The following is a 21,421-nucleotide window of genomic DNA, read 5'->3' on the forward strand; positions in this document are numbered from 1 at the left end:
GTCAGCTCTCCATGGTCAGGGTTTGATAGATCTCCGGCAGCGCGCGGGGCAAGCGTTCCGGATGCGGCAATAGGGTGAAGCCGGCGCGCCCGAAGATGCGGGCGAACCAGTCCTGCCCGTCCTGGTCAACGATGACCCCATGCACCGCCTGGCCCAGCGCGCGGGCCTCGCGGACGGCCATGCGGCTGTCCTCGATCCCGTGTTGGCCTTCGTAGTGGTCGAGGTCATTGGGCTTGCCGTCGGTCAGCACAAGCAGCAGGCGGCGCGTCGCGCCCTCTTCGGCCAGCTGGGCAGAGACATGGCGGATCGCCGCGCCAAGGCGGGTGTAATGCCCCGGTGTCAGCCCGCCGATGCGGGCCGTGACCGCGCCCGACATCGGCTCGGCAAAGGTCTTGGCCCGGTGCAGGAAGACCCGGTCCCGGCGCAATGAGGAGAACCCCCAGATGCCCAGCCGGTCGCCCGCGGTGTCGATGCCGCAGGCCAGGGCCGCGACGGCCTCGCGCGCGACCTCGATCACCGATGTGTCGCCGATGGCGGCCTCGGTCGAGCGAGAACAATCCATCAGGATCGCCACGCTCAGATCCCGCGCCACCGCGCGCCCGGCCTGCCAGACCCGGTCCGAGCCCTCCTGCCCGCAGGCGATATCGGTGCGCGAAGTCACCACCGCGTCCAGGTCCACGTCCTCACCGTCGATCTGCCGGGGCAGGATCACGCGGCGCGGATGCAGCGGGGCAAACTGGCGTTTCACCCGCGCGACAAGGCGCGGATCAGGGGCATATTCGGCGCGCGGCTTCGCCGGGGCCTCCAGCACGCGGGTATGTGCAGGCATGTAATCGCCCGTGCGCCGGTTCCACTCGGGGTAGGTGAACTTGCCCGCCAGCCGCTCGTGCTCGGCGTCCTGCGGCGAGAGGTCCAGCGACAGGCGCAGCCGGGTCGCGGCGCGTTTCATGTTTTCAGAGAAGGTCAGGTGGTCCTGATCCTCGGCGGCCTTGGCGGCATTGTCTTGGTCGTCGTCATCCACCAGCCGGTTGATGTTCAGGCTCTCGGCCCAGGACATGATCGTCTCGAAGCGGTGGATGATGAAACCGTCGTTGCGGTTGGCCTGGTCGCGCGCCTCGCGCCTGGCCTCCTTGCGGCTGGGCACCGCGAAGGCGGGCGCGGGACCCGGTTCCTCGGCATTGTCAGCGGCCCCCTTCCCTGCGCCGCGCGTCAGGAAGCGCAGCCAGATCGGCACGGGCGCATAGCTGCGGTAGCCGCGTGGCGCGGGACTGGCCATTTCTTCGACCCCGCCGCGCTGGCAGCCGATCTGATCCAGGATCTGACGCTCGATGGCGGCCTCGTGTCGGGGCAGGCCCGTGCGCCCGCGCAGGGCGCAGGTCTCGCGGCAGAGCGCGCGGTAGGCGTCGCGCAGGCCGGGACAGGCGGCAAAGGCACGGTCCATCGCCGCCGCGTTGGCCGCGATCTGGGCCAGGTCGTTGCGATAGGGATCGTCAAGCGCCGCGGGGCGCTCGGCGAAGGCCGCGATGGCCGCCAGCCAGAGGTAGGCCGCCCGGTTCAGCGCCCGGGTCGAAAACACGTCCATCACCGGTGGCAGTCGCAGGCGGTCGCCGTCGAAATCGGCCGTGTGCCCCCTCTCGCGCGGGGTGCCGACCCGGCGCAGAAGGCCGGGGCGGTGATCGCAAGAGGCCAGCGGCGCCACCACGATCTCGACAGAGGCGCCGCCGCCAAGCGCGCGGAACAGCGCGGCAAGGCTGGGGCGGATCTGCTCGAACGTGACCGCGCGGTCGCTGGCATCCGCAGCCCTGCGCCGCGTGGCCATGTCATGCCAGAGGTTGCCGACGGTTTCCTCCGGCTCCATCAGGTCGAGAACATGGATCATGGCCTTACCCGTAGACGGCGCTGGCGAGGTCGCGCAGGGCCTGCTGGACATCCGCTTCGTCGGACAGGGGTTCGATGATGGCGGCCTCCAGCGCCCGCGCGATGGGCATGCCAGAGGCCATCAGCGTGGCGGCATAGATCAGCAGGCGGGTGGACACCCCCTCTTCCAGATCCATGCCTGTCAGCTTGCGGATCCCCCCGGCCAGGCGCACCAGCGCCCGGGCCGGATCCTCTGCCAGTCCGCTTTCGCGCATCACCACCGGCACCTCGACCTCGGGCGCGGGAAAGTCGAACCCGACGGAGACAAAGCGCTGGCGGGTCGAGGGCTTCATCTTCTTCAGGATGTTCTGGTAGCCGGGGTTGTAGCTGGCGACCAGCATGAAGCTCTCCGGCGCCACCAGCTCCTCTCTGGTCTTGTCGATGACCAGCCGGCGCCGGTCATCGGTCAGCGGGTGCAGCACCACGGTGACGTCCTTGCGGGCCTCCACCACCTCATCAAGGTAGCAGATCCCGCCCATCCGCACCGCCCGCGTGAGAGGCCCGTCGACCCAGACGGTCTCTCCGCCCTTCAGCAGGTAGCGCCCGATGAGGTCGGCGGCGGACAGGTCGTCATGGCAGGCCACGGTGTAAAGCGGCAGGTCCAGCCGGGCCGCCATATGTTCGACAAAGCGGGTCTTGCCGCAGCCCGTGGGCCCCTTCAGAAGAAGGGGCAGCGCCTTTGCCTGAGCCATCTCGAAGACGGCGCATTCATCGGCGACGGGTTGGTAGAACGGCAGGTCGGGGTGGGTCAGGTCGTTCATCACATCACTCTCCCGCAAGTTTTGCGTCTTTGACCACGGGGCCGGGTTTCACCACCTCGCGGCGCACCACGAGCATCGAGTAGATGAAGAGGATGGCCCCAAGGACCACGGCCACACCGGAGCCGAAGCGCATCAGGTAGAAGAGGCCCAGCTGATCCTGCACATCCATGTAGTAATCCCCCACGATGCGCTGCATGTGCGTCTGGATCGTCCCGGCGAAGGTCAGGGTGAAGGTCATGAAGGCCATGCCCCCCGTCATCAGCCAGAAGCTGGCCATGTTGAGCACCTGGTTATAGGGCGCGCGGCCCCGCAGCAGCGGCATGGCATAGCTGAACATCGCCAGGTTCAGGGCCACGTAGGCGCCGTAGAAGGACAGGTGCCCGTGGGCGGCGGTGATCTGCGTGCCATGGGTGTAGTAGTTCACCCCGTGCAGCGTATGCAGGAACCCCCAGACGCCGGCGCCGAAGAAGGCCACGGTGGAGGACCCCAGCGACCACAGCAGCGCGGCCTTGTTGGGATGGTTTTTGCGCCCTTTCCAGACCATCAGGAAGGCAAAGGACATCATGGCGAAGAAGGGCACCACCTCGAAGGTGGAGAAGATCGAGCCGACCCACTGCCAGTAGCCCGGCGTGCCGATCCAGTAGAAATGGTGCCCCGTGCCAAGGATGCCGGAGAAGAGCGCGGTGGCGACGATGATGTAGAGCCATTTCTCGATCACCTCGCGGTCCACGCCGGTCAGCTTCAGCATCAGGAAGCCCAGGATCGCGGCCATGACCAGCTCCCAGGTCGCCTCCACCCACAGGTGGACGACGAACCACCAGTACATTTTGTCCAGGCTCAGGTTGTCCGGGTTGATGAAGGCGAAGACCCAGAGCAGGCAGAGCAGCCAGAGGCCCATCATCAGGATATTGGTGATGGCTGTCTTGCGCCCCGCCAGGAAGGTCAGCGAGACGTTCACGAGGAAGATGACGGCGGCCACGAGGATGCCGAACTTCACCCAGAGCGGTTGCTCAAGGAACTCGCGCCCGCCGTGGATGCCGACGAGGTAGGAGCCGACGGCGCCCAGCGTGCCCACGACCAGGATCGCCAGCTGGATATAAGCCAGCTTGACCGAGAAGATCTCGCGCTCGCTCTCCTCGGGCACCAGGTAGTAGGCGGCCCCGAAGAAGCCCAGCAGAAGCCAGACGATCAGCGCGTTGGTGTGGATCATGCGGATGACGTTGAAGGGCAGCAGCTCACTCAGCGTATTGGGCGCGACATAGATCCAGCCCGCCAGCAGCCCGCCAGCGACCTGGATCGCGAACAGGCCCATGGCCACGAGGAAATAGGCGTAGGCCACCTTTTGCGATTGGTATTTCATGGTTCTTTCTCCTGTCCCGCGCTCAGCCGGCGTCGTTGGGCGGCCAGTTCTGGGTGTCGGTCTGATCGGCCCAGCGAAGGAATTCGGCCAGGGCGCGCATCTCCTCCTCGGTGATCTCGAAATGCGGCATCTGGCGGCGCCCCTCGATTCCCGAGGGCTGCGCCTTCATCCATCCATCCAGGATCTCGTAGGCCAGCTCTGGCTCGTCCTGCGCACCCCAGCGGGTCATCACGTTGCCAAGCTCGGGGGCGAAATAGGCACCCTCTCCGTGCAGCGTGTGGCAGTTGATGCAGGAATGGCGTTCCCAGACGTGCTTGCCCAGGCGTACCTCCTCGGTCAGGGGCATGCCTGCCGTCGAGGTTTCGGCGATGTAGCGGTGGCTCTGCACCGTAAGGGCCACGAACACCACGACGAAGAATATGGATCCCCCGTAGAAGACATTCCTGGCCCGCGATTTGGTGAGTAGGTCTGACATGTCGCGGTCCCGATGGATTGTTTCGGATGCGAGATGTCTAGGCGGCACTGCCGTGGTGCTTTTTGCGCAAACGCAAAGACGGCGGCGAAAGATCGGCGCAGCATCGGCGCATAGGAGGGACCCCCATGCGCCACCCTGATTTCGATGCCCCTGACCTGCCCCTGTCGGAGCTTTTCACCCAATGGCCTGAGCTGGCCATCACCTTCCTTGACCGGCGGATGCTCTGCCCCGGCTGCCCGATCGCGCCCTTTCACGCGATCGCGGATGCCTGCCTGGAATACCGGCTGGACGAAGCGGCCTTCCGGGCAGAGCTTTACCGCTGCGGCCGCACCGCGGGGCTGTTCAGGGATCGAGTTCGCTCAGCAGGACAAGGGCATGGGGATCCGTGACCGTCACATGCTTGCGCGTTGATTCCACGATTCCCGCCTTCTGCCAGGCGGACAGAAGCCGGCTGACCGTGTGCAGCGTGGTCCCCGTCATGTCAGAGATGTTCTGCCGCGTGATGGGAAAGGCGATCTCGATCCCCGCCTCGGTCTTGCGTCCACTCTGGTTGACCATCCGCAGCAGGGCGCAGGCCACGCGCTTCTCGACCGCCTGGGTCGCCATCTCCGTCAGGGTTTCCTGGATCTGGCCCAGCCGCTGGCCGACGGTCTTGTAGCTTTCCGTGGCGAACCCGGGGTACTTCGCGGTGAACTCCGGCCAAAGCCGCACCGGCCAGGACAGCGCAAGGCTTTCCACCGCCGCGACAGAGGCCGCCGGGTAGGTCTCCCGTTGCAGGGCCGGCGCGATGCCGAACAGCTGCCCCGGAGAGATATGCAGCACGATGATCTGATCGCCCCCCGGCGTGGTGCGCACCACCCGCAGGTAGCCGTCCAGCAGCAGGAAGAACCGGTCGGCCTGCGCCCCCTCTTCGAAGATCGACGTGCCCGCCTCGTACCGACGCGACACGGCAGCTTCCAGGATCTCGCGGATCTGCGCGCGCTCCAGCAGGCAGAAGGGCGGCAGGTCGCAGAGCAGACTTTCGTCAAGTTTCGCCATTTTCCCACCGCCAGTTTGTTCGAGAGCAAAGTCGGACCCGCCGCCTTGTTGCAGAATTGGCCCAGACGAAACAAGCGGATAAGGAAAAGGAAATTCCGATGATCGCGAAACTCATGATGGCCGGTGCCCTTGTACTTGCAGCTGGCACAGGCTGGGCCGAAACCTTCGAAGTGCACATGCAGAACAAGGGGGCCGAAGGGGCCATGGTCTTTGAACCGGCCTATGTCAGGGCCGCGCCGGGCGACGTGGTAAAGTTCATTCCCACCGACAAGGGCCATAACGTCGAAAGCATCGACGGCATGCTTCCCGACGGGGTCGACAGCTTCAAGTCCCCGTTCAACAAGGAATTCGAGCTGACCGTGGAAGACGAAGGTCTTTATGGCATCAAGTGTACGCCGCATTACGCCATGGGGATGGTAGCCCTGATCCAGGTGGGCGAGGCCGTGAACCTGGATGAGGCACAGGCCGTCCCCCAAAGAGGCAAGGCCAAGCAGCGGATGGCGGATCTGTTCGCGCAGGTCGACTAGGGCGGCCCCGCCTCTGTCGATCCGGTCGGGCGGTGCCATCGGTGCCGCCCTAGGTCTTTTCAAGGACAGGAGTTCCCAGATGACCCCGCGCACCAACTACACCGGGCCAGCCCTGTTTTCCTACGGTTTCCGCCCCTTCTTCCTTGCCGCCACGCTGTTTGCCCTCCTCGTCATACCGGCCTGGTGGCTGATCTGGCGCGGGGCCATGGCGCTTTCGGGCCCGTTCATGCCGGTGGACTGGCACATCCATGAAATGGTCTTCGGTTACGGGGCGGCGGTGGTGGCGGGCTTCCTGTTCACTGCCGTGCCGAACTGGACCGGGCGGCTGCCGACCCGGGGCTGGCCGCTTGTCGCCCTGCTGGCGGTCTGGCTGGCGGGGCGCGCGGCCGTCGCCGGGCTTGCCGGCCTGGGCGCGCTGCCGGTCCTGCTGTTCGACCAGCTGTTTCTGCTCACCGTCGCCGCGATGATCACGCGCGAGATCCTGGCCGGTAAGAACTGGCGCAACCTCAAGGTGCTGGTCCCGGTCACCCTGCTCTGGCTGGCCAATGTGCTGTTTCACGTCGAATCGATGACGCAGGGCGCCGCCGACATGTCGCGCCGGTTCGGCATCGGGCTGCTGATCTTCCTGGTCATGCTGATCGGCGGGCGCATCCTGCCCAGCTTCACGCGGAACTGGCTGGTCCAGCGCGGCGCGCAGCGCCTGCCCGTGGCCTTCAACGGCCTGGACGCCGCAAGCCTTTTGGCCGCAGCCCTTGCCCTGCTGGCCTGGACCTTCGCGCCCTTCGGCTGGCCCTGCGCGGTGCTGGCTGCCCTCGCGGGGGCGCTGCAACTGGTCCGGCTGTCGCGCTGGTGCGGCGACCAGAGCTGGCCCTCGCCCCTCTTGCTGATGCTGCACCTCTCCTATGCCGCGATCCCCGTCGGTTTCCTGATGATCGCCCTCGGCGCCGCCGGACTTCTGGGCGTGGCCGTCGGCGTGCATGTCTTCGGCATTGCGGCCATCGGCGGGATGACCGTGGCCGTGATGATGCGGGCCACCATGGGCCACACGGGCCGCCCCCTGCAGGCGGGCCGGGCACTGACCACGGCCTTTGCCCTCGTGTTCACGGCCGCCATCTTCCGCGTCGCCGGTCCCGGGGTTGCGCTCGGTCGCTTCGACGGCGTGGACCTGTGCGTTGTGCTCTGGACGGCAGGCTTTGCCCTGCTCGCCTGGCGGATCGGCCCCTGGCTTGCAGGGCCGAAGCAATACCGGAAACGCCCGTCGAAACCTGCGGCAGGTCCGAGCCAAGTCTCGGCTTGAAGGCGGGTGCGGAAACGGGACCTGAAGCTGACGACTGCCGGGGGCTTGGCCCTCACCCGGTCTCGCACACCCCGGGCAGATTCATCGCTGTCCGGGACTCGCTGCCGCCAGCCGCTCAACCACGAAATCGGCCCGTTCCGTGATGCCGGCACATGGAAGCTCAATGAGCTCGTATCCAAGCGCGGCATATGTCCGGCGCATCATGGCACAAGTCGCCTTAGCCTCCGCCCTGCCCTGCTTGTGCTCGGCGTCCTGCGTGAAGATCTCCTCCCAGAAGGGCGCCAGAAAGACCTGGGCATAGTAGCGAACCGCCCTGGCCGCAGCGCTGACATGCGACGGCACGGGAAGCCCGCAAAGGCCCAGGTAGCCGACGATATCGGGAACGCCCCGATCAAAGATCACGGGGCCTGAGAGTGCTTGAGCGTCCTTGAAGGCACGCAGGTCCCGCTCCACCATCCGCTCGGCATAGGCCAGACGGTCGGCCCAAGGCAGGGCATCTCCGCCGCGCGCCACCTCCTCGCGGATGATCGCGCGGCCGGATTCGGGGATTGTGTGAAAGCCACGGCGGGCAAGCTCGGTGATCAGGCTGGTCTTGCCCGCACCGGGGCCGCCCGTCACGACGAAGAAATGGTCGCTCATGGGCCATCCTCGGATGTGACTGGGGGAGAACTGCGCAGCGATCGACACGCCCAAAGGCGCGGATCAAGGCAGCAAGAATTTTCGTAGGGAAAACAGCAACCGTCTGCGCGGCAGAGGCAAATCCTCTGACGAGAAAGGCAGACCTATCTGGTGCTTTTCAGGGGGTGGGACGGGGCACATAGTTTTGCCTCTCAGCGCCAGAATTTCCTTTTAAATTCAGAGCCTCGAAATCTCGATGCTGAACTGAAGCTGCCTTTTTCGTCAGATAGGGTTGCCTCTGGGCCGACACGAAAAAAGCCGACGCAGTGGTCGGCTTTCTCAAGGGTTATCGTGTCAGAAGGTCCTGGGGACTCTGTTGCACAAATCGGGTGATGGCCGAGCATAATGCTCCGATCAAGTATATTCTTGGCACGTCAGTCCCGCCGTTAGCATTCAAAACCATGAGGGCAATAGCTGTGCGCGTCATCATCTACAATGTCCGCTTCATCCGCTCTGCCGACCTTGCGACCCCGATAGGGATTCCGAGCGCGGTCAACGGCAGCATTGACGGGCTGCGCTACGGCATTCTGATCCAGGGCTGAAGGTCGGCTCTGGCCCGGAAGCAGCTACTATGACCGGGCGGCACACCGGAGGCTGGCTCTGGGCCGGGTGTAATCATTGCGCCGCCGTTCTCAGGCAACCGGCTGCTTCCTGTGGATATTCTACTCTTCCAAGGTTAGGCGCCTGCGCGCATTGAGCAGCAAGTTCGCTGCGGCTTGCCTAGCTGGCTCGTCGAACCGCGTGCAGATACCGGACACGCACAACGCGCCACGCAATTCCCCGTCGCGAGAACTGATCCGTACCGCCACGGCGGCAACTTCCGGGTTGCGCTCACCGACCGAGACGAAGACGTCGTCGGGGCTGGCGTTGGTTGCGCTGAGGGCATGGCCAGCAGCGCCTCGGTCGATGCTGAGTCGCGACCCTTCGTCGAGATGGTGGCGGACGGGATTCGGGGAATTCTGACGGTAGAGACAGATCCGTTCCTCCTGTTCGCGGACATAATAGGAGGCGGTCTCGCCTGTCAGCTCGACGAGCTTGCGTAGCTCAGGGCGGACCCTTTCACCCAGATCGAACCGCCGTCGGAACAGGGCGCCCAGACGCCAGACGTTCGAGCCAAGCGCGTAGCGTTTCGATGGGTCACGCACGATGAATCCAAACAAGATCAAAGAATTGAGAAGCCTTGGCAGCGAGCTCTTGGAGATGCCCGTCTCCTTGGAAAGCTCGCTGAGACTGAGCGATGTACGGTCCTCCGAGAAGGCATCCAGGATCGACAGAGCCTTTTCCACCGCTTCAACACGCTGTCCGCTTTCCATGATGATTGTTCCGCTCTGTAAAACTGGTGTCTCGCACTGTGGACTTTTGGCTGCTGCCTGTCCAGTCTCCGCCTCATCGACAGGGAGGCTGTCGAACGAGGAGGAGGAAAGCGAATGACGAAGACCATTTTTGCCGGTGCGCTTGCCGCGCTGGCCATGTCCACAGGGGCCGTGGCCGCCCAGGACTACCCGACCCGGACCATCAACATGGTGATCGCCTACAGTGCTGGTGGGGGGACAGACGTGGCAGCGCGCACGCTGGTGCCGTTCATCGAGAAATATCTGCCTGGCGATGAGACCATTGCCGTGATCAACAAGCCGGGCGCATCGGGCGAGCTGGGTTTTGCCGAGATCGCCAAGGCAACCCCCGATGGTTACACCATCGGCTTCATCAACACACCGACCAGCATCACGATCCCGATCCAGCGCGAGGCGTCCTTCGCCTTCGACCAGCTGAAGCCGATTGCCAACGTGGTGTTCGATGCGGGGTCCCTTGTAGCGCTGCCGAACAATGACTTCGGCGATCTGGCCGGTCTGGTCGAGGCCGCCAAGGCCGCGCCGGGCACCATTACCTATGGCACCACCGGTATCGGTTCAGATGACCACCTGTCGATGCTGGCACTGCAGCGCGCGGCAGGCATCGAATTGCGTCACGTGCCCTTCGGCGGCTCGTCCGAGATTCGCGCGGCCCTGCTGGGCGGCCATATTGCCCTAGGTTCGATGAATATTGGCGAGGTGATCGACAGCGTGAACGAGGGCGAGTTGGCCACCTTCGGCCAGATGGGTGCCGACCGCTGGGACGGCGCGCCCGAGGTGCCGACCTTCCAGGAGCAGGGTTTCGACGTGGTGTCCGGCGCTTATCGCGGCATCGGTGCCCCCGTGGGCCTCGATCCGGCGATCATCGAAACCCTGTCGACCGCCATCGGCGAAGCCGTCGCGGACGAGGAATTCCGCGCTGCTGCTGCCGAACAAGCGCTTCCGCTGGATTACCAGAACTCGGATGACTTCACCGCGACGCTGACCGATCTGCAGGGCCTCTATCAAGCGCTGTGGGATGAGAACCCTTGGGTCGAGTGACATGAGCACGCGCGACGACATCTCCTTGACGTCTTCCCGGGTGGTGGTGGCAGAACTTGCCGCCGCCCTCGGGATCGCCGCGATCTTCGCCCTTCTGGCGTGGGTCGGCACCGGCTACCGTGGCGCGGCGGCCTTCATGCCGATCGCCGTTTCGGGGCTGGGCTGCATGGCGGCCCTGACATGGGCCGCTGGCCTGCTGCGCAAGCTGCCCAAGGCCTCGGTCGAGGAGGACGTGACGCTGTCGAAGCCCTCGCTGCGCCGTCTGGCCACCTTGGCGGCCCTGATGGTGGCCTTCGTGGCGGCGATCCCGCATCTGGGCTTCTTCACCGGAATCTTGGTCTTCTTGACTGCCGCGCCTGTCCTGATGGGACTGCGCCCGGCATGGCAGGCCGCCCTGGCCGCCGCCGGTCTCGCCGTCCTGCTCTGGCTGATCTTCATTGTGCTGCTCGAAAGTCCCATGCCTGCGGACCTGATCTTCGGCGGCTGAGGAGTTTTCCTTGGATATTCTGACACATCTGGTGGACGGCTTCGCCGCCATCTTCACGCCTGTGGTCATCCTCGCCATGGTTGCCGGTACGGTGATGGGCGTCCTGGCCGGGGCCTTGCCAGGGCTTTCGGCGACCATGGGGATCGCTGTGCTCATCCCCTTCACCTTCGGGATGGAACCGCTGGTTGCGCTTGGCCTGGTGGCGGGCATCTACAACGGTGCCATGTACGGCGGCTCGATTCCCGCCATTCTGCTGCGCATCCCAGGCACGCCTGCGGGCATCGCGACCGTCTTTGACGGCTACCCGATGACACAGCAGGGCCGTGCCCGGCTGGCGCTGCGGGTTTCGCTCTATTCCTCGGCCTTCGGCTCTTTCGTCAGCGCTCTGTGCCTGATCCTGCTGTCGCCGCCCCTGGCTGCGCTGGCGCTGAAATTCGGGCCGTCGCAGTTCTTCTGGCTGGCGATCTTCGGGATGCTGTGCATCACTTCGGTGCTGGGCGGCTCGCTCTCCAAAGGGCTTATCTCGACCTGCGCGGGCCTGCTGATGGGCTTGGTGGGAATCGACCAGATTACTGGCGCCGAACGCTACACCTTCGGCTCGGTCCATCTGGTTTCGGGCTTTTCGATCATCGTCGTGCTGACCGGCCTGTATGCCATTCCCCCCGCGCTGGAACTGGCCGAGAAGGCGCTGCGCATCAACAGCAAGGACCTGAACACTGGCAACCGCGCCGACGACGGGTTCAGGATGCGATCCTTGCTACCGGTCTGGCTGCGCTCTTCGGTGATCGGCGTGATCGTCGGCATCATGCCCGGCGCGGGCGGCAACATCGCCGCTGTGATCTCCTGGAACGAGGCGCGGCGTCGCGCCAAGGAGGGCGATTGCTACGGCAAGGGCGACCCCAAGGGTGTGGCTGCCGCCGAATGTGCCAACAACGCCGACACTGCCGCGACGCTGATCCCCGCCCTGACCCTGGGCGTGCCGGGCTCCGCCGTGGCTGCCGTCATCATGGGGGTACTGCTGGTGCACGGCCTGCGCCCCGGGCCCGCGCTGTTCCGCGATACGGCCGAGATCACCTACGGGTTCATGATCGCAATGGGCGTGACCGCGCTGATGATGATCCCGATCGGGGCGCTGGGCTCGCGCCTTTTCATCAACGCGTTGCGCCTGCCGCCGCTGATCCTGGCCCCCGGCATCATCGTGCTGACCTCGATCGGCGTCTACACGGTGGGCAACAGCATCGTCGAGGTCTGGATCATGATGATCGTCGGCTTTGTCGGCTACGGCATGGAAAAGCTCGAGATCCCTACGGCGCCCGCCGTGCTGGCGATCATCCTCGGCCCGATGGCCGAATCCGAACTGCGCCGCTCGCTGCTGATCAGTGGCAATGACCCGACGATCTTCTTCACCGGGGTGGTGAACTGGATCTTCATCCTGCTGATCGCGCTGATGCTGGCGCTTCCCCTCATCCGCCGGCGCAAGGCGCGCCGCGCCGTGACCGAAAACCAGAAGGTGGACACATGATCAAGTATCTCAACTATATCGACGGCGCCTGGGCCGAACCTGCATCGGGCCAGTGGATGGATGCGGTCGAGCCGTTCTCGGGCAAGGTCTGGGCCGAGGTGCCGCGATCGGACGCGACCGATGCCGACCGCGCGGTGCGTGCCGCCCATGCGGCGATGGACAATCCCGACTGGGTGGGCCTGACCCCGACCGCGCGGGGGGCACTGCTGCGCCGCTTCGCGGATTACATCCAGGCGAACTCCGATCGCCTGGTCGAGGTGGAGCAGCGCGATAACGGCAAGCTGGTGGCCGAGGTGAAGGGCCAGGTGGCCAACATGGCGCAATGGCTGAACTACTACTCGGGCCTGTGCGACAAGGTCGGCGGCCACGTGGTGCCGATCAACAAGCCCGGCGTCTTCAACTACGTGAAATACGAACCCATCGGCGTGGTGGTGGCGATCACCGCCTGGAACTCTCCGTTGTCGCTGACAGCGTGGAAGCTTGCGCCGGCGCTGGCGGCGGGCAACACCATCGTCATCAAGCCGTCCGAGTTTGCATCGGCCTCAGTGCTCGAGCTGGCGCGGCTGGCGGATGAAGCCGGGATGCCGAAGGGCGTGATCAACGTTGTCACCGGCCTGGGCGCCGAGGTTGGCGAGGCGCTGGTGTCGCATCCGCTGACCGCCAAGATTGCCTTCACCGGTGGCGAGGAGGGCGGGCGCCATGTGGCCATGGCCGCCGCCCGGCATTTCAAGCCGGTCACGCTGGAGCTGGGGGGCAAGTCGCCGAATATCATCTTCGACGATTGCGACATGGACCAGGCGGTAAAGGGCGCCATCGCGGGCATCTTCGCCGCAGCCGGGCAGACCTGCATGGCAGGCAGTCGGGTGCTGGTTCAGAAAAGCGTGCTGGAGCCTTTCCTGAAGGCCTTCAAGGCTGCGACGGAGGCCGCGAAGATCGGTGATCCGGCTGATCCCGAGACCCAGATCGGCCCGATCTGCACGCGTCCGCAGTTCGAGAAGGTCCAGGCGATGATCACCATGGCCCAGAAAGACGGCGCGCGGCTGGTCACAGGGGGCGAGGTGGTCAGTGGCCCTGATCTTGGGCAGGGGCAGTTCATCCGCCCCACGGTCTTTGCCGATGTCACCAATGACATGCGCATCGCCCGTGAGGAGGTGTTCGGCCCGGTGGCCAGCGTCATCGCCTTCGAGACCGAGGAAGAGGCCTATGCCATTGCCAATGACACCGACTACGGCCTTGCGGCCGCCGTCTGGACCCGTGATCTGGCCCGCGCCATGCGGGCCGTCGACCGAATCCGCGCGGGCACCGTCTGGGTGAACAACTACCGCACCACCAGCTTTGCCACACCCTTCGGCGGCTACAAGCAGTCGGGCATCGGGCGCGAGGGCGGGGTGGACGCCTTCAAGGACTACCTTGAGACGAAAAGCGTCTGGATCACGCCCGAGCCGAACCGTTCCAATCCTTTCGTGCTGGGGTAAGCCGATGACACTTCCCGACCAATCCCGCGCCGCGGTCCTGCGCCAGTACGGAACGCCACTGAAAATCGAGAACGTGCCCGTTCCCCGGACAATCGAGCCCGGCGCGATTCTGGTGAAGACCGATTGCTGCACCATCTGCGGCACCGACGTACACCTTGCCAACGGCGCCTTGGCCCGGCCGGTCGAATTGCCGGTGATCGTCGGCCACGAGATGACCGGCACGGTCGTGGCCTTCGGACCGGGCGCTGACCGCGACAGCGTCGGTCAGGACCTGCGCGCCGGCGACCGCATCACCTGGACCCGCACCAATTGTGGTCATTGCTACATGTGCACCGTCGCGGCCAAGCCGACCCTGTGCCAGAACGCCCGCGCCTACATGTACGAGACGATGGAGCGCGCGCCCTACCTGCTCGGCGGCTTCTCGGAATACGTCTACGTTCTGCCGGAGTCCGGCCGCGTGAAGGTGCCCGAGAGCGTGCCAAGCCCGCTGGCCAGCATGGCCAGTTGCGCCTTCCGCTCGGTCATCCACGCGGTGGAGGAACTGGGCGAGATCCGGCACACCGACACGGTGGTGGTGCAGGGAACCGGGCCCCTGGGCCTGCTGGCCACGGGCGTCGCCCGCATGTCGGGCGCTCGGCGGGTGATTTCCATAGGGGCGCCCGAGGCACGGCTCGATCTGGCGCGCGCGTTCGGCGCCGATGATGTCCTGTCGGTCGAGACCATGTCGGCCGAGGAGCGCCAGGCCTTCGTGATGGACGCCACCGGAGGACGCGGCGCCGATGTGGTGATGGAATTCGCGGGCATCCCCCAGGCCTTCACCGAGGGCCTGCACCTGGCTCGACGCGGCGGCAGCTACCTGCTCGTCGGCCAGCTGGGGCAAGGCGAAGTGACGATCAAGCCTTCGACCTTCGTCAACCGCAACCTGCGGGTACTGGGCTCGCTGGCCGGAGGGGCCAAGGATTACTGGGCGGCAATGGAGTTCATCCGCCGCCACGGCAGCGACCTGCCGTTTGAGCGCCTGATCTCGAACCACTACCGGCTGGATCAGGTGAACGATGCGCTGGCGGCGATGAAACAGCAGACCGAAGTCAAGCCGGTCGTCACCTTCATGGAGGGAGCATGACCCAGGACAGCAAAGCCACCTCTCCGCTGTCCGGCGTCCGGGTGCTGGACATGACGAACGTGCTGGCGGGCCCCTTTGCCTGCCAGCAGCTGGCGCATCTCGGAGCCGAGGTCATCAAGATCGAAATCCCCGGCCGGGGCGATCTGGCGCGCCAGCTGGGTGCCTCGCGCGCACTGTCGGCGGATCTGATGGGCGTGTCCTTCCTGGCTCAGAATGCCGGCAAGGGCTCTGTTGAGCTGGATCTGAAAAGCGCCGAAGGTAAGGCGGATTTCCTGGCCCTGGTCGAGACCTCGGACGTGGTGGTCGAGAACTTCCGCCCTGGCGTGATGGACAGGCTGGGACTGGGCTGGGAGGTGCTGCGCGCCCGAAAGGCCGACCTGATCTATTGCGCCATCTCCGGTTTTGGCCAGACAGGCCCATGGGCCAAGCGCCCGGCCTATGACCAGATCATCCAGGGTGCGGCGGGGGTCATGGCCGTCACCGGCACGCCAGAGGTCAATCCGCTGCGCGTCGGCTTTCCTGTGGCCGACACGATCGGCGGTCTGACCGCCGCCATGTCGATCTGCGCCGCTCTGGCGGACCGTAGCGAGGCGCGGTTCATCGACGTTTCCATGCTCGAGGCAACGGTGGCGACCATGGGCTGGGCCGTGTCCAACTGGCTGGTGGCCGGGGTGCCGCCGGCGGTGATCGGCAACGAGAACATGACGGCGGCGCCCTCCGGAGCCTTCCAGACGGGCGACGGCCTGCTGAACATTGCCGCCAATGAAAGCCGCCAGTGGGAGGCGCTTTGCCGGTCCCTTGGCCGGGAGGATCTGCTGAGCCATCCAGACTACAGCCAGCGGGACGACCGAAAGGCCAACCGCGATGCGCTGCGGGTCGAGATCGAGGCGGCGCTGGCCAGCAAGTCCGCCCGCGCCTGGGAGGCCGAGCTGAACCCTCTGGGTGTGCCGGCGGGCGCGGTGCTGTCGGTAGAGGAGGTCCTCGCCTCCGACCACCTGTCCGAACGCGGGCTGGTGCGCGATTTCGGCGCCTTCGAAGGCGCGCGGGGTGGGCGGCTGTCGCTGGTCGCCTCGCCGGTGACAATCAACGGAGAACGGCCCTGCGTCGCCTCCCCGCCGCCCCGGCTGGGACAGGACGCGGACCGCTACCTCCATCAACGGACCACTGGAGCGGACGATGACTGACAAGGCGGTTGAAGACTGGTGGACCACCTCGATCATCCGGATGGAGCCTGGCGTGATCGAGTTCCGTGGCCACCCCATCCAGGAGCTGATCGGCGCGGTCAGCTTTCCCCAGATGATCTGGCTGATGCTGCGGAGCGATCAGCCCAGCGAGGGCCAGGCGAAGCTGCTGGAAGCGGCGCTGGTCGCCTCTGTCGATCACGGGCCGCAGGCCCCTTCGATCGCCACGGCGCGTATGGCGATCACCTGCGGGGTAGGGCTGAACAACGCGATGGGATCGGCAGTCAACGTGCTGGGCGATGTCCATGGCGGCGCCGGGGAACAGCTGGTCGAACTCTTCGAGCGGATCGACGCGGCGGGCGGCGTGCCGGCGGTGCCCGAGGTGCTGGCAGCTTTCCGCGCCGAGCAGGGCAAGTTTGTCCCCGGCTACGGGCACCGCTTCCACAAGGACGGCGACCCGCGCGCACCGCGTTTGCTGGCGCTGGTTGATGATCTGGTGGTCCAGGGTGAGATTTCGGGGCGTTTCGCCGCCATCGCCCGCGCCATAGAGGCCGAACTGGCCCGAGGCCGTTCGCGCGGCGTGCCGATGAATATCGACGGGGCCACGGCGGTGATCTTTGCCGAGCTGGGCTTTCCCGCGCCGCTGGCGCGCGGCATCTTCTGCCTGTCGCGCTCAGTCGGCATCCTAGCCCATGCCTGGGAACAGAAACAGCAAGGCGGGCGTAACAAGGGGCCAATGCCGCCAAGCTATCTGTGGACCTACAGGGACGACTGAGTTCGTGATCCGGTGCTGCGCGATGCCCCTCGTCCTGTCATGGCTGACCAAGCTCGGTCTTGTCGATAAATGGCGGAACCAAAGTGGGATCAACGTGATGTCGGCGAAGCCTAGCCAGTTGCCCACATACAAAGTCGGCGCGTGTTGCGATGTCGGTGCGCGGCAGCTCCATGATGTCGTATCCTAGGGCGGTGTAGGTCTCGCGCATAACGGCGCATGTCGCTTCGGCCGCAGCGCGGGTTTGCTTGCGTTCTGCGTCCTGCGCGAAGATCTCGTTCCAGTAGGGCGCCAGGAAGACGCGGGCGTTGTAGCGGGCTGCCTTGGCCGCTGCAGCGATGTGGGGCGGCACGGGGAGGCCGCAGTGGGTCAGGTAGCCCATGATGTCGGGAATGCCTCGGTCGAAGATCACGGAGCCTGAGAGCGCCTGTGCGGTGCTGTAGGCGCGCAGGTCGCGCTCCAGCATCTGTTGAGCATAGGCCATGCGATCCGCCCAGGGGAGGGCCTCTCCGCCGCTCTGCATCTCCTCGCGAATGATGGCGCGGCCGGATTCGGGGATTGTGTGAAGGCCGCGACGGGCGAGCTCGGCGATCAGGCTGGTCTTGCCCGCACCGGGGCCGCCCGTCACGACGAAGAAATGGTCGCTCATGGGCCATCCTCGGGTTTGACAGGGGAAGCGCTGCGAGGCGATCGACGCTCCGAAAGGCGCAGATCAAGGCAGCATGGATTTTCGTAGGGAAAACAGCACCCGTCTGCGCGGCAGAGGCAAATCCTCTGACGAGAAAGGCAGAACTATCTGATGCTTTTCAAGGGGGGAATGGTGGAGCCTAGGGGGATCGAACCCCTGACCTCCTGCATGCCATGCAGGCGCTCTCCCAGCTGAGCTAAGGCCCCGTTCCGCAAGGTCGTTTCGTTTCCGTTCGACCCTGTGCGGCGCTGTCTATGGGAAGCCCGGGGCGGGATCAAGCGAAAAATCGCGCCCCTGGCCATTCGTTGTCGCAAGGTCAGTTCAACCCTGCAAACGAGGGATCATTCCTCGTCGTCTGCGACGTCCGCGATCTCGTCCAGAGAGACGTTATCGTCATCATCGTCATCGTCCAGGACGTCATCGCCCAGGTCGACATCCACGTCGTCGTCATCCAGGACCACGTCCTCGGAATCGCTGCTGTTGGCAGCGGAGGCCTTCTTGGTGGCGGCGTCTTCGTTGTCGGCGGCGATCATGCGGCTCTTGCCCAGATCCAGCTCGACGACTTCACCCGTGTAGGGGCTGACCACCGGGTTCTGGTTCAGGTCGTAGAACCGTTTGCCTGTGGTCGGGCAGACGCGCTTGGTGCCCCATTCTTCCTTGGGCATTTCAGTTCCCTTCTTTGCTGAGACTCTTGTCCACAATCCGGGCCACCTGCCATAAGTGGGAAAGGGTGTCAAAACCTTTTCCCGCGCCATATCACATGGCCGGCAGTGTCAGCATGATCGAGACAGGAGAGCATATGGGCCAGCACGTCCTGCCCGGCAACCCCCCGGTGCCCGTGACCATACGGCGTTCGGCGCGGGCGCGGCGCATTTCCCTGCGCGTATCGGCGCTGGACGGGCGGGTCACCCTGACCCTGCCAAGGCATGTGCCGGAACGCCAGGGGCTGGATTTCGCGCATGAAAAGGCGGAGTGGCTGCGCTCCCACCTGTCTGCGCGCGGCGATGACGTGATCATCCGCCCCGGCGCGCTGATCCCCGTCGAAGGCCAGCCAAGAGAGGTGCGCGCGGGCAGCGGGCGCTCTGTCCGGCTGGGTCCGGAGACGCTTGAGATCCCCGGATCCGGCGACACCATGGGGCCGCGCCTGGCCGCCTGGCTCAAGGCGCTGGCGCGGGATCGCCTGGCAGAGGCCTCGGATCTTTACGCAGACCGGCTGGGGCGCGGCTACGCCCGGCTGACCCTGCGCGATACCCGCAGCCGCTGGGGCTCCTGCACGGCGGACGCGGGGCTGATGTATTCCTGGCGGCTGGTCATGGCCCCGCCAGAGGTGCTGGCCTATGTCGCCGCCCATGAGGTCGCGCACCTGGCACAGATGAACCATTCGCCCGCTTTCTGGGCAGAGGTGGAACGCATCCACGGCCCCTACAAGACACAGCGCGGCTGGCTGCGGCAGAAAGGATCGGACCTGCACCGCTACCGCTTCGACGCTTGACTGCAAGGCCGCCCGTGATCACAAGCATTGCATGCTGCTCCAGACCCGCCCAGACCCGTCCCCCTCTGCCCATGACCGCACCTACCGCGGCCTGCGCACCCGCATCATGCACGGAGAGGTCGACCCAGGCACCGCCATGACCCTGCGCGGCATCGGCAAGGAATTCGGCGTCTCCATGACCCCGGCGCGCGAAGCGGTGCGCCGCCTGGTGGCCGAAGGGGCGCTGCAGCTTTCCAGCTCGGGCCGCGTCTCAACCCCCGATCTTTCCAACGAGCGGATCGAGGAACTGGCCGCCCTGCGCTCGCTGATCGAGGTGGAGCTTGCCTCCCGCGCCCTGCCCCGCGCCCACATGGCGCTGATCGACCGGCTGCAGGCGATCAACGGCACGATCTCTGAAATGGTGATTTCTCACGACAGCGTCGGCTATATCCGCACCAACCTGGAATTCCACCGCACGCTCTACCTGCGCGCCCAGGCGCCGGCGATGCTGGCCATGGCGGAAACGGTCTGGCTGCAACTGGGCCCGACGATGCGCAAGCTCTATACCAAGATGCGCCGCAACGAGGCCCCGCATTTCCACCGCCACATCATCGCCGCGCTGAAGGCCGGGGATGAACCGGGGCTGCGGCTGGCCGTGCGCTCGGACGTGACGCAGGGGCTAAAGATGCTGGTGGCCTGAGGCCGGATCGCCCCCTGCCCCGGCCCCTCAGCGCCTGCGCGGCCCGCGCCGCACCTCTTCCGCGGCATCCCGGCTCAGCATCCAGCTGTCGATCAGCGCCAGCAGCGACAGCGCCGCGATCAGCAGGAAGGCCAGCTGGAACCCCGCCGTCACGTCCTCCGGGTAGACCGACTGCCCGATGCGCCAGAAGATCGCGCCCACCGCCACGCCCAGCGCCCGCGCCAGCTGCACGATGGTGGAAAACAGCGTATTGGCCTCCGACATCTCCGCTTGGGGCACATCTGCGAAGGCCAGGGTGTTCATCGCGGTGAACTGCATGGAGCGCACAAGGCCAGAGGCGAAAAGCACCCCCAGCAGCAGCGGAAAGCTGATGCCCGGCCCGACAAAGGAAAAGGCCAGCACCGCCAGCGTGTTGCACGCCCCCGCCCAAAGCAGCACCGTGCGGAAGCCGAAGCGGCGCAGCAGCGGCGTGGTCAGGGGCTTCATGGCGATATTGCCCGCGAAGATCGCGGTCATCATCAGGCCGGCGCGAAAGGCGCTCCAGCCGAAGGCCAGCTGGAAGAAGATCGGCAGCAAAAAGGGCGTGGCATTGATCGACAGCCGGAAGATCGACCCGCCCAGCACCGGGACCCGAAAGGTGGCAAAGCGCATGGCGCCGAACTGCAGGATCGGATGGTCGCTGCGCCGCAGGTGGCGGTAGCCCAGCGCCAGCAGGCCCAGCCCGCCCCCGCCCAGCAGCGCCACCAGCCCCCAGGAAGGGACCTTGGCCCCCATGCTCTCAGCCGCGAAGAGGATGCAGAACAGCGCCGGCGCGATCAGGGCAAAGCCCAGCCAGTCAAAGCGCCGCCCCGGGTCACGCTCCAGCCGGGGCAGCAGGCGCAGGGCGGCGGTGATGGCGATCAGGCCCAGCGGCAGGTTCAGCCAGAAGATCCAGCGCCAGCCTGCGCTGTCGATGACCAGCCCGCCCAGCGGCGGCCCCAGGACCGGCGCCACCAGCCCCGGCCAGGTCAGCAGGGCAATCACCCCCATCAGCCGGTCCTTCGGCGTCAGACTGAGCACCACGTAGCGCCCCACGGGCACCATCATCGCCCCGCCCAGCCCCTGCAGGATCCGCGCCGCGATGAACTGCGGCAGGCTCCGGCTGAACCCGCACAGCAAAGAGGCCAGGGTGAAAAGGCAGATGGCGATCAGGAAGATGCGCCGCGCCCCGAACCGCCGCGCCGCCCAGCCCGACACCGGGATGAAGACCCCCACGGTCAGGATATAGGCGCTGACGCCCAGGTTCAGCTCCACCGGGCGCACGCCAAAGCTCTCGGCCATGGCCGGAATGGCCGGCGTGATCACCGAGGCATCGAGGTTCTGCATGAAGAAGGTGCCCGCGATCAGCAGCGGCAGGGCCACCTGTCCCGGCTCGAAACCCATCCGGCGGACCAGCCCGTCCGTCATGGCCGGGCGGCGCGCGGAGGCAGCCGGATGCGCCCCCTCGTGCGGACTCTCTTCCCGGCTCTCGGTTGGGCCCTCATCCTGCGATTTCATGACGGACCCGGACCTCCTGGACG

Annotated in this window: 23 protein-coding genes and 1 tRNA gene; 13 read left to right on the forward strand and 11 right to left on the reverse strand. The window is 65.9% G+C overall.

The features are described from left to right. Window position 1: 1 nt before the first annotated feature. The 4 genes from HCZ97_RS11515 to HCZ97_RS11530 are packed head-to-tail and all read right to left on the reverse strand — an operon-like array spanning window position 2 to window position 4,513. Complete coding sequence (locus tag HCZ97_RS11515) at window positions 2-1,879, reverse strand: nitric oxide reductase activation protein NorD (protein WP_167688865.1); 1,878 nt, start codon at window positions 1,877-1,879, stop codon at window positions 2-4. A 4-nt stretch (window positions 1,880-1,883) separates the two neighbouring features. Continuing rightward, window positions 1,884-2,678, reverse strand: coding sequence for a CbbQ/NirQ/NorQ/GpvN family protein (locus tag HCZ97_RS11520; RefSeq protein WP_167688866.1), 795 nt, complete (start codon window positions 2,676-2,678; stop codon window positions 1,884-1,886). 4 nt (window positions 2,679-2,682) lie between these two features. Beyond that, window positions 2,683-4,038, reverse strand: coding sequence for a cbb3-type cytochrome c oxidase subunit I (locus tag HCZ97_RS11525; RefSeq protein ID WP_167688867.1), 1,356 nt, complete (start codon window positions 4,036-4,038; stop codon window positions 2,683-2,685). Window positions 4,039-4,060: 22 nt separating this feature from the next. After that, window positions 4,061-4,513: a cytochrome c gene (locus HCZ97_RS11530; RefSeq protein WP_167688868.1), complete on the reverse strand. Its 453-nt coding sequence runs from the start codon at window positions 4,511-4,513 to the stop codon at window positions 4,061-4,063. 125 nt (window positions 4,514-4,638) lie between these two features. On the opposite strand from HCZ97_RS11530, the gene HCZ97_RS11535 reads away from it, so the two are divergent. Continuing rightward, window positions 4,639-4,902 carry a DUF1858 domain-containing protein gene (locus HCZ97_RS11535; protein WP_167688869.1) on the forward strand — a complete coding sequence of 88 codons (264 nt, stop codon included), beginning with the start codon at window positions 4,639-4,641 and terminating at the stop codon, window positions 4,900-4,902. Here HCZ97_RS11535 and HCZ97_RS11540 read toward each other — a convergent pair. Further along, the gene (locus HCZ97_RS11540; RefSeq protein ID WP_167688870.1) at window positions 4,856-5,551 is read right to left on the reverse strand and encodes a Crp/Fnr family transcriptional regulator; all 696 of its coding nucleotides are present in this window, start codon (window positions 5,549-5,551) and stop codon (window positions 4,856-4,858) included. The genes HCZ97_RS11535 and HCZ97_RS11540 overlap by 47 nt on opposite strands. A gap of 98 nt (window positions 5,552-5,649) precedes the next feature. On the opposite strand from HCZ97_RS11540, the gene HCZ97_RS11545 reads away from it, so the two are divergent. Both HCZ97_RS11545 and HCZ97_RS11550 read left to right on the forward strand, forming a co-directional pair. Next, window positions 5,650-6,078, forward strand: coding sequence for a pseudoazurin (locus HCZ97_RS11545; RefSeq protein ID WP_167688871.1), 429 nt, complete (start codon window positions 5,650-5,652; stop codon window positions 6,076-6,078). A gap of 79 nt (window positions 6,079-6,157) precedes the next feature. Then, complete coding sequence (locus HCZ97_RS11550) at window positions 6,158-7,375, forward strand: NnrS family protein (RefSeq protein ID WP_167688872.1); 1,218 nt, start codon at window positions 6,158-6,160, stop codon at window positions 7,373-7,375. An 81-nt stretch (window positions 7,376-7,456) separates the two neighbouring features. Here HCZ97_RS11550 and HCZ97_RS11555 read toward each other — a convergent pair whose 3' ends face one another. After that, the gene (locus HCZ97_RS11555; RefSeq protein ID WP_167688873.1) at window positions 7,457-8,014 is read right to left on the reverse strand and encodes an AAA family ATPase; all 558 of its coding nucleotides are present in this window, start codon (window positions 8,012-8,014) and stop codon (window positions 7,457-7,459) included. A gap of 371 nt (window positions 8,015-8,385) precedes the next feature. On the opposite strand from HCZ97_RS11555, the gene HCZ97_RS20460 reads away from it, so the two are divergent. Then, window positions 8,386-8,595, forward strand: a complete 210-nt coding sequence (locus HCZ97_RS20460) for a hypothetical protein (protein WP_217701768.1) — start codon at window positions 8,386-8,388, stop codon at window positions 8,593-8,595. 120 nt (window positions 8,596-8,715) lie between these two features. Here HCZ97_RS20460 and HCZ97_RS11560 read toward each other — a convergent pair whose 3' ends face one another. Further along, window positions 8,716-9,366, reverse strand: a complete 651-nt coding sequence (locus HCZ97_RS11560; protein WP_175581712.1) for an IclR family transcriptional regulator — start codon at window positions 9,364-9,366, stop codon at window positions 8,716-8,718. 114 nt (window positions 9,367-9,480) lie between these two features. On the opposite strand from HCZ97_RS11560, the gene HCZ97_RS11565 reads away from it, so the two are divergent. The 7 genes from HCZ97_RS11565 to HCZ97_RS11595 are packed head-to-tail and all read left to right on the forward strand — an operon-like array spanning window position 9,481 to window position 17,006. Further along, window positions 9,481-10,443 (forward strand): tripartite tricarboxylate transporter substrate binding protein, encoded by a 963-nt coding sequence (locus tag HCZ97_RS11565; RefSeq protein WP_217701769.1) that lies wholly within the window; start codon window positions 9,481-9,483, stop codon window positions 10,441-10,443. Between the two features lies 1 nt (window position 10,444). Further along, the gene (locus HCZ97_RS11570; RefSeq protein WP_167688874.1) at window positions 10,445-10,930 is read left to right on the forward strand and encodes a tripartite tricarboxylate transporter TctB family protein; all 486 of its coding nucleotides are present in this window, start codon (window positions 10,445-10,447) and stop codon (window positions 10,928-10,930) included. 10 nt (window positions 10,931-10,940) lie between these two features. Beyond that, window positions 10,941-12,452: a tripartite tricarboxylate transporter permease gene (locus tag HCZ97_RS11575; protein ID WP_254871492.1), complete on the forward strand. Its 1,512-nt coding sequence runs from the start codon at window positions 10,941-10,943 to the stop codon at window positions 12,450-12,452. Next, complete coding sequence (locus HCZ97_RS11580) at window positions 12,449-13,927, forward strand: aldehyde dehydrogenase (RefSeq protein WP_167688875.1); 1,479 nt, start codon at window positions 12,449-12,451, stop codon at window positions 13,925-13,927. Before HCZ97_RS11575 ends, HCZ97_RS11580 begins: the two co-directional genes overlap by 4 nt. Before the next feature lie 4 nt (window positions 13,928-13,931). Continuing rightward, a complete protein-coding gene (locus tag HCZ97_RS11585) occupies window positions 13,932-15,050 on the forward strand; it encodes a zinc-binding dehydrogenase (protein WP_167688876.1) in 1,119 nt (372 codons plus the stop codon). Continuing rightward, entirely contained in the window at window positions 15,047-16,234 is a 1,188-nt protein-coding gene (locus HCZ97_RS11590) for a CaiB/BaiF CoA-transferase family protein (protein WP_167688877.1), read from the forward strand. Before HCZ97_RS11585 ends, HCZ97_RS11590 begins: the two co-directional genes overlap by 4 nt. Then, window positions 16,227-17,006 (forward strand): citryl-CoA lyase, encoded by a 780-nt coding sequence (locus HCZ97_RS11595; protein ID WP_167688878.1) that lies wholly within the window; start codon window positions 16,227-16,229, stop codon window positions 17,004-17,006. Before HCZ97_RS11590 ends, HCZ97_RS11595 begins: the two co-directional genes overlap by 8 nt. Before the next feature lie 37 nt (window positions 17,007-17,043). Here the strand turns inward: HCZ97_RS11595 and HCZ97_RS11600 are convergent, their stop codons facing one another. The 3 genes from HCZ97_RS11600 to HCZ97_RS11610 form a co-directional block, all read right to left on the reverse strand. Beyond that, on the reverse strand, window positions 17,044-17,652 hold the full coding sequence (locus HCZ97_RS11600; RefSeq protein ID WP_167688879.1) for an AAA family ATPase: 609 nt from the start codon (window positions 17,650-17,652) through the stop codon (window positions 17,044-17,046). A 169-nt stretch (window positions 17,653-17,821) separates the two neighbouring features. Further along, window positions 17,822-17,897, reverse strand: a tRNA-Ala gene (locus HCZ97_RS11605). Window positions 17,898-18,032: 135 nt separating this feature from the next. Then, the gene (locus HCZ97_RS11610; protein WP_167688880.1) at window positions 18,033-18,356 is read right to left on the reverse strand and encodes a TIGR02300 family protein; all 324 of its coding nucleotides are present in this window, start codon (window positions 18,354-18,356) and stop codon (window positions 18,033-18,035) included. Between the two features lie 134 nt (window positions 18,357-18,490). On the opposite strand from HCZ97_RS11610, the gene HCZ97_RS11615 reads away from it, so the two are divergent. Together HCZ97_RS11615 and HCZ97_RS11620 are read left to right on the forward strand one after the other, a co-directional pair. After that, window positions 18,491-19,183: a M48 family metallopeptidase gene (locus tag HCZ97_RS11615; RefSeq protein ID WP_167688914.1), complete on the forward strand. Its 693-nt coding sequence runs from the start codon at window positions 18,491-18,493 to the stop codon at window positions 19,181-19,183. A gap of 31 nt (window positions 19,184-19,214) precedes the next feature. Further along, entirely contained in the window at window positions 19,215-19,862 is a 648-nt protein-coding gene (locus tag HCZ97_RS11620) for a GntR family transcriptional regulator (RefSeq protein WP_167688881.1), read from the forward strand. 27 nt (window positions 19,863-19,889) lie between these two features. Here the strand turns inward: HCZ97_RS11620 and HCZ97_RS11625 are convergent, their stop codons facing one another. Then, window positions 19,890-21,398 (reverse strand): MFS transporter, encoded by a 1,509-nt coding sequence (locus HCZ97_RS11625; protein ID WP_217701770.1) that lies wholly within the window; start codon window positions 21,396-21,398, stop codon window positions 19,890-19,892. Between the last annotated feature and the right edge of the window lie 23 nt (window positions 21,399-21,421).

This window comes from Pseudooceanicola sp. HF7 (assembly GCF_011806405.1).
GTDB lineage: Bacteria > Pseudomonadota > Alphaproteobacteria > Rhodobacterales > Rhodobacteraceae > Pseudooceanicola.

Bases quoted from the DNA above. Each gene is read 5' to 3' on its own strand.
- HCZ97_RS11515 (WP_167688865.1), bottom strand. From the start codon at position 1,879: ATGATCCATGTTCTCGACCTGATGGAGCCGGAGGAAACCGTCGGCAAC.
- HCZ97_RS11520 (WP_167688866.1), bottom strand. From the start codon at position 2,678: ATGAACGACCTGACCCACCCCGACCTGCCGTTCTACCAACCCGTCGCC.
- HCZ97_RS11525 (WP_167688867.1), bottom strand. From the start codon at position 4,038: ATGAAATACCAATCGCAAAAGGTGGCCTACGCCTATTTCCTCGTGGCC.
- HCZ97_RS11530 (WP_167688868.1), bottom strand. From the start codon at position 4,513: ATGTCAGACCTACTCACCAAATCGCGGGCCAGGAATGTCTTCTACGGG.
- HCZ97_RS11535 (WP_167688869.1), top strand. From the start codon at position 4,639: ATGCGCCACCCTGATTTCGATGCCCCTGACCTGCCCCTGTCGGAGCTT.
- HCZ97_RS11540 (WP_167688870.1), bottom strand. From the start codon at position 5,551: ATGGCGAAACTTGACGAAAGTCTGCTCTGCGACCTGCCGCCCTTCTGC.
- HCZ97_RS11545 (WP_167688871.1), top strand. From the start codon at position 5,650: ATGATCGCGAAACTCATGATGGCCGGTGCCCTTGTACTTGCAGCTGGC.
- HCZ97_RS11550 (WP_167688872.1), top strand. From the start codon at position 6,158: ATGACCCCGCGCACCAACTACACCGGGCCAGCCCTGTTTTCCTACGGT.
- HCZ97_RS11555 (WP_167688873.1), bottom strand. From the start codon at position 8,014: ATGAGCGACCATTTCTTCGTCGTGACGGGCGGCCCCGGTGCGGGCAAG.
- HCZ97_RS20460 (WP_217701768.1), top strand. From the start codon at position 8,386: ATGGCCGAGCATAATGCTCCGATCAAGTATATTCTTGGCACGTCAGTC.
- HCZ97_RS11560 (WP_175581712.1), bottom strand. From the start codon at position 9,366: ATGGAAAGCGGACAGCGTGTTGAAGCGGTGGAAAAGGCTCTGTCGATC.
- HCZ97_RS11565 (WP_217701769.1), top strand. From the start codon at position 9,481: ATGACGAAGACCATTTTTGCCGGTGCGCTTGCCGCGCTGGCCATGTCC.
- HCZ97_RS11570 (WP_167688874.1), top strand. From the start codon at position 10,445: ATGAGCACGCGCGACGACATCTCCTTGACGTCTTCCCGGGTGGTGGTG.
- HCZ97_RS11580 (WP_167688875.1), top strand. From the start codon at position 12,449: ATGATCAAGTATCTCAACTATATCGACGGCGCCTGGGCCGAACCTGCA.
- HCZ97_RS11585 (WP_167688876.1), top strand. From the start codon at position 13,932: ATGACACTTCCCGACCAATCCCGCGCCGCGGTCCTGCGCCAGTACGGA.
- HCZ97_RS11590 (WP_167688877.1), top strand. From the start codon at position 15,047: ATGACCCAGGACAGCAAAGCCACCTCTCCGCTGTCCGGCGTCCGGGTG.
- HCZ97_RS11595 (WP_167688878.1), top strand. From the start codon at position 16,227: ATGACTGACAAGGCGGTTGAAGACTGGTGGACCACCTCGATCATCCGG.
- HCZ97_RS11600 (WP_167688879.1), bottom strand. From the start codon at position 17,652: ATGAGCGACCATTTCTTCGTCGTGACGGGCGGCCCCGGTGCGGGCAAG.
- HCZ97_RS11610 (WP_167688880.1), bottom strand. From the start codon at position 18,356: ATGCCCAAGGAAGAATGGGGCACCAAGCGCGTCTGCCCGACCACAGGC.
- HCZ97_RS11615 (WP_167688914.1), top strand. From the start codon at position 18,491: ATGGGCCAGCACGTCCTGCCCGGCAACCCCCCGGTGCCCGTGACCATA.
- HCZ97_RS11620 (WP_167688881.1), top strand. From the start codon at position 19,215: ATGCTGCTCCAGACCCGCCCAGACCCGTCCCCCTCTGCCCATGACCGC.
- HCZ97_RS11625 (WP_217701770.1), bottom strand. From the start codon at position 21,398: ATGAAATCGCAGGATGAGGGCCCAACCGAGAGCCGGGAAGAGAGTCCG.